This window comes from Nocardia niwae NBRC 108934 = DSM 45340 (genome assembly GCF_001613465.1).
GTDB lineage: Bacteria > Actinomycetota > Actinomycetes > Mycobacteriales > Mycobacteriaceae > Nocardia > Nocardia niwae.
Genome location: NZ_BDCK01000019.1, coordinates 38629 through 56429, shown reverse-complemented (window position 1 = coordinate 56429; position 17801 = coordinate 38629). Strand labels below are relative to the sequence as shown.

Annotated in this window: 13 protein-coding genes; 7 read left to right on the top strand and 6 right to left on the bottom strand. The window is 68.9% G+C overall.

The window, feature by feature from the left end; translation table 11 throughout:
- Nucleotides 1-262: 262 nt before the first annotated feature.
- The 3 genes from NNI01S_RS12110 (at nucleotide 263) to NNI01S_RS12100 (ending at nucleotide 5020) form a co-directional block, all read left to right on the top strand.
- Nucleotides 263-919, top strand: a complete 657-nt coding sequence (locus NNI01S_RS12110; RefSeq protein WP_063020204.1) for a TetR/AcrR family transcriptional regulator — start codon at nucleotides 263-265, stop codon at nucleotides 917-919.
- 789 nt (nucleotides 920-1708) lie between these two features.
- The gene (locus NNI01S_RS12105; RefSeq protein ID WP_063020171.1) at nucleotides 1709-3184 is read left to right on the top strand and encodes an NAD(P)/FAD-dependent oxidoreductase; all 1476 of its coding nucleotides are present in this window, start codon (nucleotides 1709-1711) and stop codon (nucleotides 3182-3184) included.
- A 51-nt stretch (nucleotides 3185-3235) separates the two neighbouring features.
- Nucleotides 3236-5020, top strand: a complete 1785-nt coding sequence (locus NNI01S_RS12100; RefSeq protein WP_063020170.1) for a 3-deoxy-7-phosphoheptulonate synthase — start codon at nucleotides 3236-3238, stop codon at nucleotides 5018-5020.
- Between the two features lie 40 nt (nucleotides 5021-5060).
- Here NNI01S_RS12100 and NNI01S_RS12095 read toward each other — a convergent pair whose 3' ends face one another.
- Entirely contained in the window at nucleotides 5061-7517 is a 2457-nt protein-coding gene (locus NNI01S_RS12095) for a tetratricopeptide repeat protein (RefSeq protein ID WP_063020169.1), read from the bottom strand.
- Nucleotides 7518-7555: 38 nt separating this feature from the next.
- Nucleotides 7556-8023 (bottom strand): Het-E N-terminal domain-containing protein, encoded by a 468-nt coding sequence (locus NNI01S_RS12090; protein WP_063020168.1) that lies wholly within the window; start codon nucleotides 8021-8023, stop codon nucleotides 7556-7558.
- 730 nt (nucleotides 8024-8753) lie between these two features.
- Between NNI01S_RS12090 and NNI01S_RS12085 the strand changes: the two genes are divergently transcribed.
- From NNI01S_RS12085 to NNI01S_RS12075, 3 genes are read left to right on the top strand one after another with little or no spacing between them, the layout of a single operon-like run.
- Nucleotides 8754-11093: a nitrate- and nitrite sensing domain-containing protein gene (locus NNI01S_RS12085; protein ID WP_245676083.1), complete on the top strand. Its 2340-nt coding sequence runs from the start codon at nucleotides 8754-8756 to the stop codon at nucleotides 11091-11093.
- Nucleotides 11094-11128: 35 nt separating this feature from the next.
- On the top strand, nucleotides 11129-11539 hold the full coding sequence (locus tag NNI01S_RS12080) for a roadblock/LC7 domain-containing protein (protein WP_063020166.1): 411 nt from the start codon (nucleotides 11129-11131) through the stop codon (nucleotides 11537-11539).
- Nucleotides 11536-11910 (top strand): DUF742 domain-containing protein, encoded by a 375-nt coding sequence (locus NNI01S_RS12075; protein ID WP_063020165.1) that lies wholly within the window; start codon nucleotides 11536-11538, stop codon nucleotides 11908-11910. Before NNI01S_RS12080 ends, NNI01S_RS12075 begins: the two co-directional genes overlap by 4 nt.
- 13 nt (nucleotides 11911-11923) lie before the next feature.
- On the opposite strand, the gene NNI01S_RS12070 is transcribed toward NNI01S_RS12075, so the two are convergent.
- Together NNI01S_RS12070 and NNI01S_RS12065 are read right to left on the bottom strand one after the other, a co-directional pair.
- Nucleotides 11924-13879 carry a GMC family oxidoreductase gene (locus tag NNI01S_RS12070; protein WP_063020164.1) on the bottom strand — a complete coding sequence of 652 codons (1956 nt, stop codon included), beginning with the start codon at nucleotides 13877-13879 and terminating at the stop codon, nucleotides 11924-11926.
- A 172-nt stretch (nucleotides 13880-14051) separates the two neighbouring features.
- A complete protein-coding gene (locus NNI01S_RS12065; RefSeq protein ID WP_063020163.1) occupies nucleotides 14052-14636 on the bottom strand; it encodes a hypothetical protein in 585 nt (194 codons plus the stop codon).
- Nucleotides 14637-15049: 413 nt separating this feature from the next.
- On the opposite strand from NNI01S_RS12065, the gene NNI01S_RS12060 reads away from it, so the two are divergent.
- Nucleotides 15050-16246, top strand: coding sequence for an alpha/beta fold hydrolase (locus NNI01S_RS12060; protein WP_063020162.1), 1197 nt, complete (start codon nucleotides 15050-15052; stop codon nucleotides 16244-16246).
- A gap of 31 nt (nucleotides 16247-16277) precedes the next feature.
- On the opposite strand, the gene NNI01S_RS12055 is transcribed toward NNI01S_RS12060, so the two are convergent.
- Nucleotides 16278-17033 carry a DUF6882 domain-containing protein gene (locus tag NNI01S_RS12055; RefSeq protein ID WP_063917436.1) on the bottom strand — a complete coding sequence of 252 codons (756 nt, stop codon included), beginning with the start codon at nucleotides 17031-17033 and terminating at the stop codon, nucleotides 16278-16280.
- Between the two features lie 266 nt (nucleotides 17034-17299).
- Entirely contained in the window at nucleotides 17300-17758 is a 459-nt protein-coding gene (locus NNI01S_RS12050) for a MarR family winged helix-turn-helix transcriptional regulator (RefSeq protein ID WP_063020203.1), read from the bottom strand.
- Between the last annotated feature and the right edge of the window lie 43 nt (nucleotides 17759-17801).

The following is a 17801-nucleotide window of genomic DNA, read 5'->3' as shown; positions in this document are numbered from 1 at the left end:
CACCGTCATCGCACCCGACCGCTGCGGCGTCCGGCCTGCCGACAGCGCAGTGTCAGCAGTGGTGGCACCCCATGCCGCGTCGTCGATGGTGGCAGGATGCGCACACCCGCCCGCGAGTTCGAGTAGTCCACTACTCGTGTCCGACCCGACCTCCAGTACCTACTTTCCCCTCACCGGTGATCGGACGGCAGTGGCCTGACGGTTGGTTCATGAAACTGAACCGGCGAGGAAAGATATTATTCCGGTGCGCTACACTGCGGAAGTGGCAGCAGCGACATCGGCGGCCGGACAGACGGCTTCGCGCGGGCGGATCGACAAGCGGCAGGCGATCCTGGACGCGGCGTTCGCCGTCTTCGCGCGCCGGGGTTACGCGCAGGCGTGCGTGCAGGAGATCGCCGAGGAGGCCGGCGTCGCCAAACCGACGATCTACAACCACCTCAACGACAAGGAGACCTTGTTCCGGCACGCGCTGACGGCCGTCAGCGACGCGGTGCTGGCGGAGAATCTCTCGGTGGTGGACCGGTTGCGCAATCCGGGCCCGGACCTGCGCGCCACCCTGGAAGACACGGCGTACCGGCTGCTCCGGGTCTGCTGCGCCGAACGATCCCGATCGCTGCGATGGCTGGCCTACGGCCAGGTCGCGCAGTTCCCCGACCTGATCGACATCGTCGTCAGCCGCACATCCGACCAACTGGCCGAGGCACTCGCCGATCGACTGGCGCGGCTGTCGCTGTCCGGCCGCCTGCGCGCGTGCGACCCAGCGACCGCAGCGGAACAGTTCCTCGTGCTGATCACCGGCCCGGTGGAGGGCCGCTCGCGGCTCGGCACGCGCAAGGTCTCCACCGCCGAGCTGCGCGCGGTGGCCAAGGCGGCGGTCGACACCTTCCTGCGCGCCTACGAAGCACCGGAAAGCCCCTGAGCACCTATCTTTTCGCCTCGACGAGGTCGCTCTCCACGTCGGCGGACCGCGGGCCGAATTCGTGCACTACTGTCGCCGTTGGCGACCTTCCCGATGCGGACCGGACGCACTTCTCGACGTAAGGTACCGACTCGAAACCCTCTCCCACGGGCGTGGGATCAGCCCCCGGTGTCACATCTACCGACACCGGCTGAATCGCTTACCGCGCAGGTCGAGATGCTGGGCAAATCGGCCGCGCCGCAACCTTTTCCGCTCCCCGGGGCGTCGCCCGGAGTTGTCCGGAGCGCAGACCGGCCGACCGGCAGGGTAACTCTGGGTGAACGGCTCGTGCGACCCGAACGTCCCCCGTATCCTGAATCCGTAGGGAAAGAGGGGTGATGACCGTACGACACAGCTCATCGCCGCCTACCCCAGATCTTTCACCTTCCGCGCCACGGCTCCGATGACCTGGCGAAACACTCTCCCCCGCAACGGTTTCCACGGACCCCGCGACGCAGGCACCCTTCGGAGGTGCCGTTCCGCCGCGTGCAGGCGATCAGCCGGGACCGTCTCTTGCGGGTATTTTGGCAACCCTTCAGCAATCCAGCAGACGATAGGCGTACGGTTGCCAAATAGCCTGTGACTATTGAGCTTTCGATATGAATTGCTACAATCGGACCGTGCACCGTTAGCATCGCTAATCAGCAGCAATATTTTGTCCGGGCGGGCCGAAGACCGCGGCCCACCCCGGAGTCTCTCCGCCGCTGAAGCGGGCGCACGATCCTTGTCGGCAGTTCCAGGGAGTTCGCTATGGACAATCCACACGTTCTGGTCATCGGCGGCGGCCCAGCCGGGTCGACCACCGCCGCCCTGCTCGCCAAATCGGGGGTCCGGGTGACCCTTCTGGAACGAGATAAGTTCCCGCGCTACCACATCGGTGAAAGCCTCTTGGCGTCGGTCCTGTCGACCCTGCGCCTCTCCGGCGCCTACGACGCGGTGGCCGCGCACGGCTTCCAGATCAAGCGGGGCGGCCACTTCCAGTGGCAGAACGACGACTGGCTGCTGGACTGGTCCAAGCTGGTGGACGCGGAAGCCTGGTCGTGGCAGGTGCAACGCGACGTCTTCGACGAATTGCTGCTGCGCAACGCCGCCGAGCAGGGCGCGCAAGTGATCGAGCAGGCCACGGTCACCAACGTCCTGTTCGAGGGCGACCGGCCCACGGCCGTCGAATGGACCGTGGAGGGTGACGACCGGACCCACACCACCGAGTTCGATTTCCTCGTCGACGCCTCGGGCCGGGCGGGCGTGCTGGCCAAACACCAGGTCATCGATCGCCAGCAGCACCCGGCCTTCCGCAACGTGGCCGTCTGGTCGTATTGGGAAGGCGCACAGCTACATCCGGACAGTCCGGAAGGCGCGATCAACGTGGTGTCCACCCCCGAGGGCGGCTGGTTCTGGAACATTCCGCTCTCGAACGGCCGCCACAGTGTCGGCTACGTCGTCTCCGCGCGCAAAGCCGCTCCGAAGCTCCGGGAACAAGGCCGGGAGGCGTACTACCTCGACACCATCGGTGACAGTGCGGCGATGAGCAAGCTGCTCGTCGGCGCCCAGCGGGTCGCGGAGGTCAAGGCGGAGCAGGACTACTCCTACTCCTCCGACCGGTTCTGCGGTCCCGGCTGGGTCGTCGTCGGCGACGCGGCGTGTTTCCTCGATCCGCTGCTGTCCAGCGGCGTGCATCTGGCGACGTACTCGGGTCTGGTCGCCGCGGCGGCGATCGCGACCGTCCTGCGCGGCGAGCTGAGCGAGTCCGACGCCCTGAGCTTCTACGAGCACGCCTACCGCCGGGCCTACACCCGATTCCTGGTCCTGGTTTCGCGGATGTACGAGCAGTACGTCGGCTCGGAGGAATACTTCGCGCACGCGGGCACCCTGACGACCGGGCACAGCGGCGACACCAAGCAGGCGCAGTTCACCGAGATCATGGCGGGTCTCACCGACATGGACGAGTCCTCGGGAATGCAAGAGCGCGCCGCGACCGAGACCATCATCTCCGCGGCCGAACACCTTCATGCGGAGTCGGCGAATCTCGAATACATGGGTCACCTGGACATGTCCGTCGTCTGGGACCACTGGCGGGATCCGTTGGCCGACACCACTACCGGACAGCTGCGGATCACGACCGAACCGGTCCTCGGGCTGACCGGCCGGCCCCGGACGGACGAGGAAGTCGCCGCCGTGGCTCGCCCCGTCCTTCCCCCGACCGCTGCCGGCGCCACCACCTCCTAGCACCGGATCCCCACCGGGCTTTCCCGTGACAGCCACCGCGCGGAGCCGGTCGTGACGATCACGCACACCGGCCCCGAGCCACCGGGCGATTGCCCGCCCGGTGGTTCGGGTTTCCCGAACCACGACGAACTCGGCCGATTCGGCCATCCCCTGACCAGGGCGCTGCTGGCGAGTGACGGATTCACCACGCCCGCACTCGCGGCGGTTCTCGGCACCGACCTGAAGGTCCGGGTGCTGCGCCAGGACGACATCGCGGCCGGTCGGCTGCCCGCCACCGTCACCGACGTCTTGCGCGTGTCCGGCGCCGATCGCCTCATCGTCCGCCGCTCGTGTCTGGTCAACGCCGACTTGGTCACCGCATCCGTCAACTATGTCGTCGCCGTGCGCGCGGGCGCGACCGCTTCCGGGGTGGACGATGTCCGGGTCCCGATCGGATCGGGCCTGATCTCCCGCGGAATGGCCCAGCGGCGGCGCCTGCTGCGGACCGGCGTGCTCAGATGGCCGGACGGTCGCCTGTGCGCGGCGCGGTCCTACGTCATGCTGCTCGGCGATCGACCGGTCTGCTATATCCGGGAATCGTTCAATCCCGACGTCATCCCGCCCGAGTACGCCGCCACGGCCGGTGACGATCCGCCGTGGGCCGACGAACCGGAACCCGCGCACCCGGGATCACTCGACGATCCGGAAGACGACTTCGCGGTGCGCGCGCCCTACAGCGACGAGCGGACGCTCGAAGAATCCGCCCCACCGCTCGACCGCGCGCAGCGATCGCGGCTCTTGCCCGGACCGATCCATCCGGCCGAATGCGTCGCGCTGACAGCGGGTGTGGCGAAGGCAGCGCGCGGAGAGGGTTTCGTACTGCACCTCGGTAGCCGCGACGACACCTTCTCCGGCGGTGAAACCCGGACAGTCGCCGTCCGCCGGGCGCTGATGTATGCCGTCGCCGCGGTCATGGCGCATGCACTGGGCGAAGCGACCGTCACCATCGAAAGAGCGCCCGGACCCTCGCGCACGCCCGCCACGCTGGATGGGTGGCCGGGGAATCACCTGCCGATAACGCTGTGCGCGACCATACTCCGCCGGGCCGCGGACGGGTGCCGTGACCCGGTGCGCCGCGATCTGCTCCGCGCGGTCGGCGGACTGCTGCCCATCGCCGCGATCACCCCGCCGGGGGCGCATGAACTGCACGCTTCGATAGCGCCGCCGCGTATCTCACGCGAGCCGTCCTTGCCGTACGAGGCAGCGCCGACCCGTCAGGAACCGCACGGGGAATGGTGGGACCGGTCGGCGCACATGCTGTGGATCGGCGATCACACCGGCAACTGCGCGCGCGACCGGATGCGGTCGGCCGCGCGGGTCGGCAACCCGGTCGCGGTGGCGCTGGGCCCGACGACCACACCGTATGACGTGGAGATGCTGTGCCGAGCACTGAATCCGCGCAAGCAGCCGGGCAGGCTCACTCTGGTTCCGAGGCTCGGTGTCGCAGGAACCCTCGACACGCTTCCCGCGCTGTTCGCCGCGGCCGCCGCGTGCGAGACCCCGGTCTGCTGGGTATGCGATCCGATGCCAACGACCCCGCGAACACGATTCGGCCAGGCGGCCTTTCGGTTCGACGACGTCCTCGACGGGATCCACGCGTTCTTCCGGACGTGCCGGGCCACCGGAACCGTTCCGGGTGGTCTGCATCTCGAATGCGGGACCGACGTGGTCGAGAGGTGGGCGGACGATCCGGAGGGCAAGCACTTCACGGGCTGTCGGAGTCGCCGCTCCCCGGGTCTGGATCCCGTCCAGACCCTGCACTGTGTTGTCGCCGCGCTCGAGCAGCGGGTCGTCTGATCCCGCTCCGCCGCGCCGGAGTCGTCGGCCCTCGGCCCGGTCAATCCTGCGCCGCGCCCTGGGCTGCCCGGCGCTCCCAGGCGTCCGCTTCCGCGGCTTCGCCGCGCAGGCGTAGGGAGCCGGCGAGCAGCCGCATGGCCTCGAGGTGGCCTGCGGCCGCGGCCCGCCGGTACCAGCCTTCGGCTTCCGCGGTCTCCCCGCGCCGCTCCACGACGATGCCGAGCACGAACATGCAATCGGGATCGTGCGCGGCGGCTGCGCGCCACACCTGCTCGGCGCCGTCCACCTCGCCCCGATCGTGCAGCAGGTATCCGAGCCGATGCGCCGCCTTGGGATGCTCGGCGGCCGCGGCACGCCGGTACCACTTCTCGGCTTCGGCCGTCCTGTTCCGTCGCTGGAGCGCGACCGCGAGCGCGAACATGGCCTCGGGGTCGCCTGCTGTCGCGGATCGGTGGTACCAGACTTCCGCTTCCCGTGATTCGCCGCGGTTTTCGAGCACTGCGGCGAGTGCGAGCATGGCGTCCGGATGCCCGGTTGCGGCGGCGCGGCGAAACCAGGATTCGGCCTCCGCGATCTGGTCGCGGCTCATCAGGAGCACCGCGAGGTTGTGCATCGCGTTCGCGTGCCCGGCCGCGACGGCGCGCCGGTACCAGGATTCGGCTTCCGTGATCTCCCCGCGGACGTGCAGCGAGGCCGCGAGATTGTGGATCGCGAGCAGATGGTCATGGGCAGCGGCCCGGCGCCACTCGGTTTCGGCTTCCCTCGTTTCGCCGCGCCGGTGCAGCAGAACGCCGAGGTCGTAGGCCGCACCGGTATGCCCGGTCGCCGCGGCGCGGCGATACCAGGCCTCGGCTTCGGCCGCCCGGCCGCTCCGGTCTTCGAGCATCGCAAGGTGGTGCATCGCCTCCGTTTGCTGCCGAGCCGCGGCACGGCGCCACCACTCCTCGGCTTCGACGGTCTCTCCTCGGTCGTCGAGCAACGCCCCGAGCACCGACATCGCGTCCGGGTGCCCGGCGACAGCCGCACGGCGGAACCAGACTTCGCCTTCGGCCGTCCGGCCCCGTCGGAACAACACGGCGGCGAGGACGGTCATCGCTTGTGGATAGGAGACCGCAGCACTGCGGTACCACGTCTCGGCTTCATCGGTCGCCCCACGTTTGTCCAGCAGAACCCCGACACGATAGGTGGACGGTGCGTGACCGGCCACGCCCGCGCGACGCCACCAGTGCTCGGCGTCGGCGTGCGCGCCGCGTTCGTGCAGCAGGACTCCGAGGTTGTAGGCGGCTTCGAGATGTCCGGCACAGGCGGCCCGGTACAAGAGGTGCTCGCTGTCGAGTCGCCGGTCACGCACGTAGGCGGTGAAGCCGACGCTGGCCAGCACCGCTGGATCGGCGTCACGATCGGCGTTGCGCCAGAACACATCCGGCAGCGGTCGCGCGTTGCGGAAGTGCTGCCCGTCGTCGGCCGCCACGAGATAGTCGAAGGGCCGGTACGCGCGCGACCGGTCGGGCAGACGGCTGGTGTGCAGCGCCGCGACGTGCCCTTCCCCTGCGAGCGGGGCGCGCGCGGCCGCGATCGCCGCGTGCACGGCGGCGGCGTCGAGGTCCAGTTCGGGACGCTGATCGGCCAATGCCGCCGATGCCAGTTCGGCCAGGACTGTTTCGGGGATCGGGTCGGGACGGCCGACGCGGACCCAGTCGACGGCCACTTGCAGGACGGTGTGCAGCGCGGGATCGCCGTACCGGGCGTCGTCGTATCGCGCCAGGAGCTCCGGTGCGCCCGCGAGGATTTCGGCGAGACCGTAGCGCCCCAGGCGCAGCGACGGATAGGCCGCCGCCGCTGCGGCGTGCTCGTGTGGATCATCGCTGGTCGGTGCGAGCTGTATCGTGGTGGCCTGCTGGAGGACGGCGCCGATTTCCCGGCTGAATTCGCCGGTGCCCTGCCGGAGCCGGTTGCGCGCTTCCGAGCGCAGGGTGGCCGCGACCACGGTCCTGGCCGGACGCGCGGTGAGCCGGGCGAGCAACGCCGGGGTGAGCGGGCGGTCGGCGGTGAGGAACCGATCGAGGTTCTCCAGCCACACCACCACCGTCTCCGCTCCGTCGGTGAACTGCGCGCATCCGGGGATGTCCGCGAGCGCCGCCGGAGCGGGGATCAGCAGCCTGGCCTCGCCCAGGACCCGGCGCGCGGCCTCGAACAGACTGCGGGTCTTACCGGTTTTGGACGGACCCACCACCAGAACCAGTGCGTCTTCCCGGAGTGCGGCGTCCAGTCGAATGTCCACGTCGCCGTGTGTGCGCGGCACGTACGGGTCTTCGCCCGCCGCGCCGAATCGCGTGGCCGTTGCGCCCGCCGCGTACGGGTTCAGGTCAGCGACCATGGGCAGCTCACCCTCGGCGCCGAGCCGTTCCACCAATTGCGACAGCCGCACCGGCGGAGCGTCCACGCTCCCGGCGAAGTACTGGATGGTGATGTCCCGGCCGGCTACCGGATTCGACACGGCAATGGCAGGGAATCCGTGCGCGGCAGCGGGGCTGACTACTGCCGCGCCGCCCGAGGGTGGGGCGGCTCCTGCACACCGGCGCGGACCGCCGTGATCGTGATGGTTCCGTCCGCGTCGACGTCCTCGGCGATCACCGCGCTGCCCGCGGCGATCACGTCACTGATCTCGATCCCGCCGGCGCGAACCCGGCGCAACCGCACCCCCACCGACTCGGCTGCCCCTGGCGCCGCATGCTCCATCTCCGACAGCAGTCGCCGGGCGGCAGCCAGGAGTTCCGCGTCGTCGCCTGCCGCGGCGCCCGCGAGTTCCGACGCGAGCGCCGCACGGGCCGCCCGCGACCGCGGCTCCGCTTCCACCGCGGTCACGTCCACCGCCGCGTAGCCGGACACGAGCAAACCTCGCAGCACCCGATAGGCTTCGCGCACAGACCCTTTCGCGGTCTCGGCGCTTTCCGCGGAGGCTCCCGCCGCCAATGCGGCCGCCACCATCGTCACCGGATCCATCCCCGCCGAACCTCCCTCTCGGTGCGCCCCGTGATTCGATCTCGATTGTGACCGGGCTCCGCGACCGCGGCCATAGATCCGGGGGTCTCGGCACGAAGAGCGGGGAAGCGGAGCGCGGCAAGCCCCTCGCGGGTGAGGCGCCGGCACCGGGCCCCGGAAGCCGCCGGGGTGGAATGTCGCCAACAGCGGGAACTCGATTTCGAAACCGGCGCTATACCATCACCCGGATCCCGCTCGCACAGGTAAGTCCTACCTCCCGCGTCGGCATCCAGGCGGCCCGCGCTTCTCGGGGTCGGCTCATCACGCAGACAGGCCGACGACTGGCGGCATCGAGCTCGTTGTCGGAATTCGACCAGAACAGGCGGTAAGTTAGCAATAGTGGATCGCTCTGATTCAGGACCTCGTGGGTTGTGCGCCTCGCCTATACCAGCGCTGGGGCTTGCCGATACTCCTGGAATTATTGGTCATGCGACGTTCTGGCCGTACGTCAGGATGTGCTGCGAAACTCAGTAATAATTGCGGTTCACTTGTTGCGAGTCGCCAATCCGTGTGATTCGCGATCGAACCGCTACACTTTCGTTATTCTTCGGACGGGTACAGGTGAGGTGCCGCCCGGGTCGGGCGGGGCCGTGTCAGAGGTAGGCATTTTCTAGCCGTGAGCAAGTGGTCTGAGCTACGCGAATCCGCTGTGGGAGTAGTTCGCTCGAGCCGGCGTGACGTCCGTGGCCGAGTGAGTGTCCGGGTGCGGTTGCTGGCGATCGTGTTGATATCGAGCGTCACGCTGCTCACGATCGGTGTGGGCGCGGCGGGTTACCTGGTGCGATCCGCGCGGGCGGCGAAGGAATGGGCGGAGTTGGCCAGCAGCACGACGGTGCCCGCCATCCTCATGGTCCAATCGTTCGAGGAGGAGCGTCGCCTGTCGCTGCTGTACATGGCCGGCGACACCGACGTCGCCCGCGGGCTCGCCGCCGCGCGTCAACGCTCCGACGCGGCGCTCGCGGCGGTGATCGCCAAGGGCGACGCCGCTCGCAAGCTGAACCCCGGCGGGTCCGCCTCCGAGATCGAGGGCTACAACAAGCTGTTCGCGCTGGTGCCGACGCTGCGCGGCGGGGTGGACTCGCGCCAGGCGGCGCCCAACGAGGTGTTCGGCGCCTTCAGCCAGATCATCGGCACGATCATCGCCGCCTCGACGCTCGCCGCCCGGGTGGCGCCGGAAGCCGACATCGCCATGGAACTGAGCTACGGCGTGGAGCCCCTGCGCGCGGCGGAAGCACTGTCGATGGCGGACACGTTGGGCGCGGTGGCGCTGACCGTCGAGGAGCATTCGCCCGCGCAGCTGACCGAATTCAGCCGTTTGACCGGCGAATTCCGCAGCCAGGTCGCCTACTCCGCCCAAGTGTTGAAGGGCGCTCGCCTCGCCCAGCTCCAGGAGATCACCAACGGACCCGCCTACCAGAAGGTGATCGCGATGCAGGACGCGGTGCTGCTGCGGGGGCCGGTGGAGGCGGGCAGCGACTCCGACGAGTCCAGCCGGTCCAGCGACGGCACGGGCAGGACCCAGAGCGGCCGCTCGACCTCGCGAGCCACGCCGTTGCCCATGAACGTCGCTGCTTGGCAGGAGGCTTCCGGCCAGGTCGGTTCGGCCCTGCTGAAGCTGTGGGACGACCAGAGCCACGACGCGCACGCCATCGCCCGCGAGCGCGGCGACCGGACCGCGCGGCAATCCATGCTCGGTGGCGCGGCGGTGCTGCTGGTCGCGACCCTCGCGTTCGTCGCGGCGCTGGTGCTGGCCAATCGCTTCATCGCACGCATGCGGCGATTGCGGCGCGACACCCTGGAACTGGCCGACCAGCGGCTGCCCGATCTCATGCAGCGACTCGGTCGCGGCGAAAGCCTCGACTCCGAAACCGAAGTGTCGCGGCTCGATTTCGGTTCCGACGAATTGGGCCAGGTGGCCGACGCCTTCAACCGCGCCCATGTCGCGGCCGTGTCGGCCGCGGTCGCGGAGGCGAAGACCCGCGCGGGCGTCAATGCGGTGTTCCTCAACATCGCACATCGCAGCCAGGTGGTGGTGCACCGCCAGCTCGCCCTGCTCGACCAGGCCGAACGCCAGGAGGAGAACGCCGACCAGCTCGAGCTGCTGTTCCAGCTCGACCACCTGGCGACCCGGGCCCGGCGCAACGCCGAGAACCTCATCATCCTCGGTGGCGAGAAACCGGGCAGGCGCTGGCGCAAGCCGGTGCCGCTGCTGGACCTGGTCCGCGCCGCCGTCGCGGAAAGTCTCGACTACGCCAGGATTCAGACCGGCCGCCTGCCGGAGGCTCAGGTGTCGAGCAACGCGGTGGCCGACGTGATCCACTTGATGGCCGAGCTGATGGACAACGCGACCGCCTTCTCACCCCCGCAGGCGCGGGTCGAGGTGTCCGGCGTCGTGGTCGGGCGCGGTGTGGCGATCGAGATCATCGATCAGGGACTCGGCATGTCGGAGGCCGACTTCGCCGCGCGGAACGAACTGCTGTCCAACCCGCCGGATTTCAGTGTGGTGACCCTGTCCAGCGACACCAGGCTGGGATTGTTCGTGGTCGCGAAACTGGCCCACCGGCATGGCGTCTCGGTGCGTCTCGGGGAATCGGTCTACGGCGGCGTCCGGGCGGTGGTGCTGATTCCGAGCGCTCTGCTGCAATCGGAGACGCCATCGCGTGAGCACAACGAAGGCGACCATATCGAGCCCGCGAAGCCGGCGGCGCCCGACTACGCACCAGCGCCTCGGCCGACGCCCGCGCCGGGACGATCGGCATGGTTCACCTCCTCGTCCGAGCAGGCCCCGGCGCCGGAACCGCACAGCGACAGCCGTGGATTCGACACCGGCGCCGCACCGCATCCCGGCCCCGCTTCGGATACTCGCCCGGCATTGCCACGCCGCCGCCGTCAGTCTCCCGAAGATCAGACCGAGACGCCGCCCCCCGCGGCTCCGGTGCGGCAACGGTCCGCCGATGAGGCACGCAATCTGATGAGTGCCATCGAAAGCGGGACTCGCCAGGGACGCCGGAAGCGTCCCGATCTCGACTAGTCCGTAACTCTCCCACCCACCTTCGGAAGGCGACGATGACTACTTCCCAGGGAACCGGCATCGGTTGGCTGCTCGACGAGCTGGTCACCGGACTGGTCGGAGCCCGGTCCGCGGTCCTGCTGTCCTCGGACGGGCTGCTGATCGGCCATTCGGCTCAGCTGGACAAGGCCGACGCCGAGCGGTTCTGCGCCATGGCATCGGCTCTGCACAGTCTGTCCCGCAGTGTGGGCCACCATTTCGACGCGGGCGGGGTCTGCCAGACCGTGGTGGAGCTCGACCGCGCGGTGCTGTTCGTCACCACGGCGGGCGCCAACGCGTGCTTGGCGCTGCTGGCGTCGGAGACCGCCGATATGGGTATGGTGGCCTACGAGATGAATCAGACGGTGCAGCGAGTCGGAACACACCTGTCGGTCGACACACGCCCGCAGCCTTCGATACAGCCATGAGTTATCAGCACGATCCCTGGTACGAGGAGGATGCCGGTCCCTTGGTCCGGCTCTTCGCCATCACCCGCGGCCGGGGTCGTGCCGTGCGCCGGGAACTGAACTTGGTCACCTTGGTGGTGGACGGCGCACCCGGGGCCGCGCTGCGGCGCACCGAACCGGAGTACGCCGCCATCGTCGAGTTGTGCCGCACTCCGCAATCGGTGGCCGAGGTGTCCGCACGCCTGCGCCTGCCGCTGACGATGACGAAGGTCCTCATCGGCGACCTGCTCGACGACGGCAGGCTCATCGTCCGCTCGGCCGAGCACCCGGCGGGTCCCGAATCGGATCTCGGCCTCCTGCGCGCGGTGCTCGACGGCATCCGCGCGCTCTGACCGCTCGAACCGCTCAGATCAGCTGCGCGGCAAGTCGTTTGGCGTTCATGTAGGCGATCGCCTCGATCGAGACCATCGGGTTGACGCCCGAGGCGGTGGGGAAACAGGAGGCGTCGGCGACGACGATGTTCGCCGCTTCCCAGGTGGCGCCGTCCGGGTTGGTGGCCGAGGTGTCCGGTGAGCCGCCCATCCGGGCCGAGCCCATGATGTGCAGCGCGCCCAGGGAACACTGCCCCGGGCCGTATCCGGCGGCTCGGCAGGCGGCGGCGAATTCGGCGTGCGAGCCGCGCCGGCCCGGCTCGTAGGAGACGCCGGCCTGGTGCCCGGAGAAGATACGGTGCGCGCCGGCGGCTTCCAGAATGCTCGCCGCTCCCTCGAACCCGGTGTGCAGGTGGGCGGCGTCGTAGTCGGACAACCGATAGTCCACGACCGGCTCGCCGCCGCGGTCGACGGTCACCGTCCCGGAATCACGGTCGCGGGTGATGATGCCGATCGCGTTCGAGTGCGCGAAATCGAGCATGGTGGTTCGATGGTTCGCCGCGCCGCGCCAGCTCATGAACCCGGTGGCGAGCCCGGGATGGATCGGGCCGGTTTCGTAGATCACGCCGTAGCCGTTGCCGTCCAAGTCGCTGTGCTTGCGACAGATCCGGGTCTGCAATCCGCCTTCCCACGGCCGGATCTCTTCCTCGAACACACCGAACACCGCGGCCGCCGGGTGCAGGCGCAGATGGCGGCCGATGTTGTCGTTGCGTAATCCCGAGCGCCGCAACAACGCCGGCGTCTGGATGGCTCCGGCCGCCACGACTACCGCACGGGCGCGCACTTCGATCTGCACACCGTCGGAGGTGACCGCCGAAACACCTCGGGCCCGCCCACCTTGCACGGTGATCCGCCGCACATCGGCGTCCACCACCAGCCGCGCACCCCGCTCGGCCGCGTCGGCGAGCCAGGTCTTGGTCACCGACTGTTTGGCGCCCAGCCTGCACCCGTAACCGCATCGACCGCACTCCACACCGGCATCGCAGGCGTCGGTCACGTTGCGCGGCAACGTGTCCACTTCCCAGCCCAGTGCGTGGGCGCCACGCTCGAGCACGCCGTCGCGGGCCGACAACACCGACCGACGGTCGGTGACGCCGAGCCGCCGCTGCACCACCGCGAGCGCTTCGTCGAACTCGGTCTCGGCGAACTGGACGGCGCCCAGACCGGCCCACTCCGCGCGCACGTCGGTCGGCGTCGGCAAGGACGTGCTCCAGTTCACGACCGTCCCGCCGCCCAGGCACGTGCCCGCGACGAGTGTGATCTGACCTTCGCTGGAGCCGGGCGGCCCCGGCGCGTACAAGTGCTGCAGCCCGCCGAGTTCGCCGGCGCCGAAATCGCGGTCGTCGTAGTAGTTTCCGCGTTCCAGGACGACGACGTCGAGACCCGCTTCGGCCAGGACCGCGGCTGCGACACCGCCTCCGGCGCCGGAACCGACGACCACGACGTCACAGTGGAGTTCGGTGGTCTCGTTACAGCGCAGCGGTGTCAGCGCGGGCGCGGGCGCCGTCTGCAGCGGCCCGGACGGTGCCGGATACCCGATCTCCTTCCACAGCGGATTGGTGCCCGATGGGCCGGGGGTGATGTTGTAGGACAGCAGCGACGCTTGTTTGAGCGCCTGGAAGATCACCCGCACCGACTCGAAGCGAGAGTCTGCCAGCCGCAGCAACGCCCGTTCCCGTTCCGCTTGCGGCAGCCGGGAGAAACGCCGGGGACCACTGCCGGTGAGCAATCCGGCCAGCCGGGAATCCCACAGATTCAGCAACGTGGCGAGTTGTTTCTTCTCGGCCTCGCGAGGATTGCGTCCCAGCAGCTCGAAGACGGTGTCGACGGCTCCGAGCGCGCTCGCCGACGGTAGCGTCAACCCGTCGCCCGGGTTGAAGGTGTCGCAGATACTGGCCATCGCCGCGCGTTGCCTGGCTGTTGGTTCCATGTCGAACAGTCCCCTTCGTTTCGCCAGTGAGTTCTATCACAAGGGATGAACAACCACTAACTAAAGACGCATTTCACCAGTTGGCGGCGACTTGCTCGGAAGAATGCATGGCCACATAGTGCTGCTCCCCCAACCCGCGGGCCGCGCCGCATCCCTCCGGCCGAGCCCGCGTTCATGCCGGAATGACGACGGCCGACGCATGACCGACCGCGAGGAAAGCGTGAACGACCGAGACGAGCGCACCGCCGAGTTCGGCCGTCGGGTCCTCGCCACCACGCGGCCGCGACAACGACCACCGGGTGAACGTCCGCTCGGCGTGCACCGCCAGACGCAGGAGTTCCGCGCGATACGACCCGAGCAGCGGTTGGTCGCAGGCCCCCAGCGCCGCGGCGGTGAGGTGCGCGCAGCGGCCGATCGTCACCACGATCTCGAGCACCTCGTCCGGCACCGCCGTGACGACGTAGGCGTCCGCGAGCGCGGCGGCCGCACGCGTCCGCTCGACGACTCGGCCGAGGGCATCTCCGAGTTCGGTCAGGGGCTCATGATCGCCGGCCCCCGGCTCGGACGCCAGAGCGGCGGACAGGTTGCCGATGACCACGCCGAGCGCGTCCTCGACGCGGCGCAGCCGATCGAGAATCCCGGGTACGTCGACCGGGGAGCACCCGAAATCCGCCAGGACGGTGGCTGCTTCGACCAGCGTCGCGGCTGCCGCACGGAAGTAGATGCCGGTTGTCGCGCTCGCCGGTAGCGTCCCCATGCCCACTCCTCGGGTAGTGACCCTCGATCAGCCGCCATCGCCTGCCGGCGCCGCCCGGACAGCTTCGGCCGGATGGCGTCGACAGGCTTGCGTCGTTCCGAACAGCAATCGTCCCGTACTACAACGCGTGATGATAATAGCTCATAACATATCGCTGCTATCTACTGCTAGACGATTGAGTCGATATGGAACAAGGATTTACTTATTCTTGGTTTCGGCCGACGATGGAGGCGCCAGCAACGACCAGGCACAGGAGCATCCACCGTTTCGGCCGGACGAGGGCGTCTTGCTTCGTCCCGACGCGGTTGCGCGTCTTCCGGCGCCACTCGACGCGACCGCCGATCTTCTCCCAACACTCGCCCGCGCAGGCGCGATGATGGAGCGAAGCCGATCATCGTCGAGAGGACCGACGGATGTACCGTCTGATGCGCTGCCTGGTCGCGGTGGTCATCCTGTTGGGTGCCGCGGGATGCGGGAACTCCGAGCACGAACCGTCGCCTGCCCGAGGCGAGATCGTGTCGACCACGCCCCTCATGGGACTGTCGCCCGAGGACACCGCGACGCTGCTGGGCAACGGCGGAATCCACACTCCCGTCCACAACGGTGTCGACGCCTTTCGCGTCGAATACCGGACGATCACACCGCAAGACGAGCAGACCACCGCCAGCGGCCTGGTGGTCCTGCCACGCACCGGCTCCCGGCGGCTGCGCGTGGTCAGCTACGAACACGGGACCATGACGCTCCGGACCGACGCCCCCTCGGTCGACACCCGCAACCTCTCCGAACGGCTGCGGGCCGTGGCGTTCGCGGCCGCGGGCTACGCGGCGACCGCACCCGACTACCTGGGCCTCGGCAACGGTCCGGGACCGCACCCCTACACGCACGCGGCCTCGGAGGTCAGCGCGTCCGCCGACCTGTTGCGCGCGGCCGGGGCACTGGCGGTCCAGCAAGGCCGCGAGCTGGACACCAACGTGCTGGTGACCGGCTTCTCCCAGGGTGGCCACGCGGCGATGGCCCTCGGCAAGGCGCTGCAGGCCGGAACGATCCCCGGCTTCGGTATCGCCGCCCTGGCCCCCATCAGCGGACCCTACGACCTCCAGCACGTCCAGGCGCCCGCCGCACTCGACGGGCGGGTCGTTCCGGGCGCCGCGGTGCTGTTCCTCGCCTACTGGATCACTTCCATGAACCGGATCCACCCCCTCTACGAGGATCCGGCCGAAGCCTTCCAGCTGCCCTATGCCGACAAGGTCGAAGGACTCTTCGACGGCTTGCACAGTGAGATCACCATCGTGACCGCACTGGCCGCGACCCCCGCGCAACTGCTGACACCCGAGTTCCTCCGGTTGACGGCCGAGCCGAGCGGCGCCGCCGCGAAGGCCGTCGCCGAGAGCGACGGCACCTGCGACTGGACTCCCCGGGTACCCGTCCACCTCTACGCTTCCCGCGGCGACCGCGCCGTCCCCTATCCGAATGCCGAGAGCTGCCTGCGAGCTCTCGGCAGCGCCGACGCCACGCTGAGCGACTTGGGCGACCTCGACCATGGCGAAACCGCCCGGGCCGCGCTGCCGGAGATTCTCGGCTGGTTCCAGCAGCAGTTCCCGCCGAGCTGACCGGCACGGGGCCCGGACGTCGTCCGCGTGGTCAGCGAGAGGGGGCCGACCGGGTTTCCGCCGCGAGGGGCATGTCGCTCTCCGTAACGGCGATCCGGACATCGAGGTGCGCGATCCGGCCGGAAGCGTCGAACTCGGCCTCTCCCGCGAGACCGTCGCCGCCGAATTCCAGCCACCGGTAGTCGTCGAGGAATTCGGTGACCAGGCCGCGCCGCGTCAGATAGCTGTGCACGGCACGCCGGTGATCTGTCAGCGGCAGCGCCCCGAAACCATAGGCCAGCACCCGAGCGAGACCGGACGCGGTGGGCGCGGGCAGCTCGAACGCCGGGTGGTCGATGAGAAACGCGACGCAGGCGCCGTCGATGATCCCGCAGTAGGAGTTCCAGCGACCACAGACGATCTTCGCGGCATCCGCCATCAACCCAGCGACCTGATAGGGCTCCGGGGCCGCGCCCCCGAGAACCACCGGCAGTTCGGCCGAACACAATTCGGCCACGCGGTACCGCAATCCGAACTCGCGCACCGTCTCCGCGGCGCGCAGTAGTGACGGCGAGTATCCCCAGGGATTGACCCACCCCCACAGCCACGTCTCGGCGTCGGCCGTGCCGAGCAGATGAACGTCGGTACACACGAAGGAGCGCTCGTCACCGAGGAATTCCACCCGGCGTCCTTCCAGATCGACCTCCCACACGTGTGCGCCGAGCACGTCTTCGAGGTGCAGCCGGTGTTCGAGCGACAACAAGCCCGCGTCATCGAGAAGTCTCGTCAGTGGCACGGATTGGGACACCGCGCCAGCGTAGTCAACGCGCAGCCACCGCTCCGCTTCCACTCGGAATTCCCGCCTACGACGGCTGTTTGCCGGGTGGCGGCCGCCCTCGGCCCGGTAGGTGATCTCGGCTCGCGAAAGCCCCTGCGGCAGACCTCTGCTCAGCTTCACCCGCTTCGGATCATCCGCACGATACCGCCGAGGCCGCGGTATCCGGTTCCGGCGCAGTCAGGGCTACTCGGCCGCATCGCTATCCGAGCGCGACCAGATGTGCGCCGGGGAGCGAACTATGCACCCTCGTTGCCATCACGCAGGGAACGGATCATGCTCCGCAGGATCCGGAACGCGCTCGACTGTTCGGTCTCGGTCAGGCCGGCCAGCATTCTGACCTCGACGGACCGGACCGCTACGGTCGCCTTCTCGAGGCTCCGTCGCCCGCGAGGCGTGAGCCGCGCGGGAAGGACCTTCCCGACGGGCGCCTCCGCGGGCCTGGTCACGTAGCCGTCTCGTTCCAGGGCCTGGAGGAGCACGTTCATCGTCTGCCGCGTCACGAACGCGCCCCGCGCGAGCTCGGAGTTCGACAGACCCGGTCGTTGAGCCAGCAGCTCGAGACAGGAGTAGTGCGTCACGCTCATCCCGAGCGGCCGCAGCACCTCCTCCATGGCTACGCGAAGGACGCTCGAAGCCTCTTTCAGCAGGTAGCCCAGTGACGTCTCCAGATCGACGCCCGCACCGTCTTGACTCATGTCAGCATTCTGACATAGATTGTTTATGTCAGAAAACTGACAC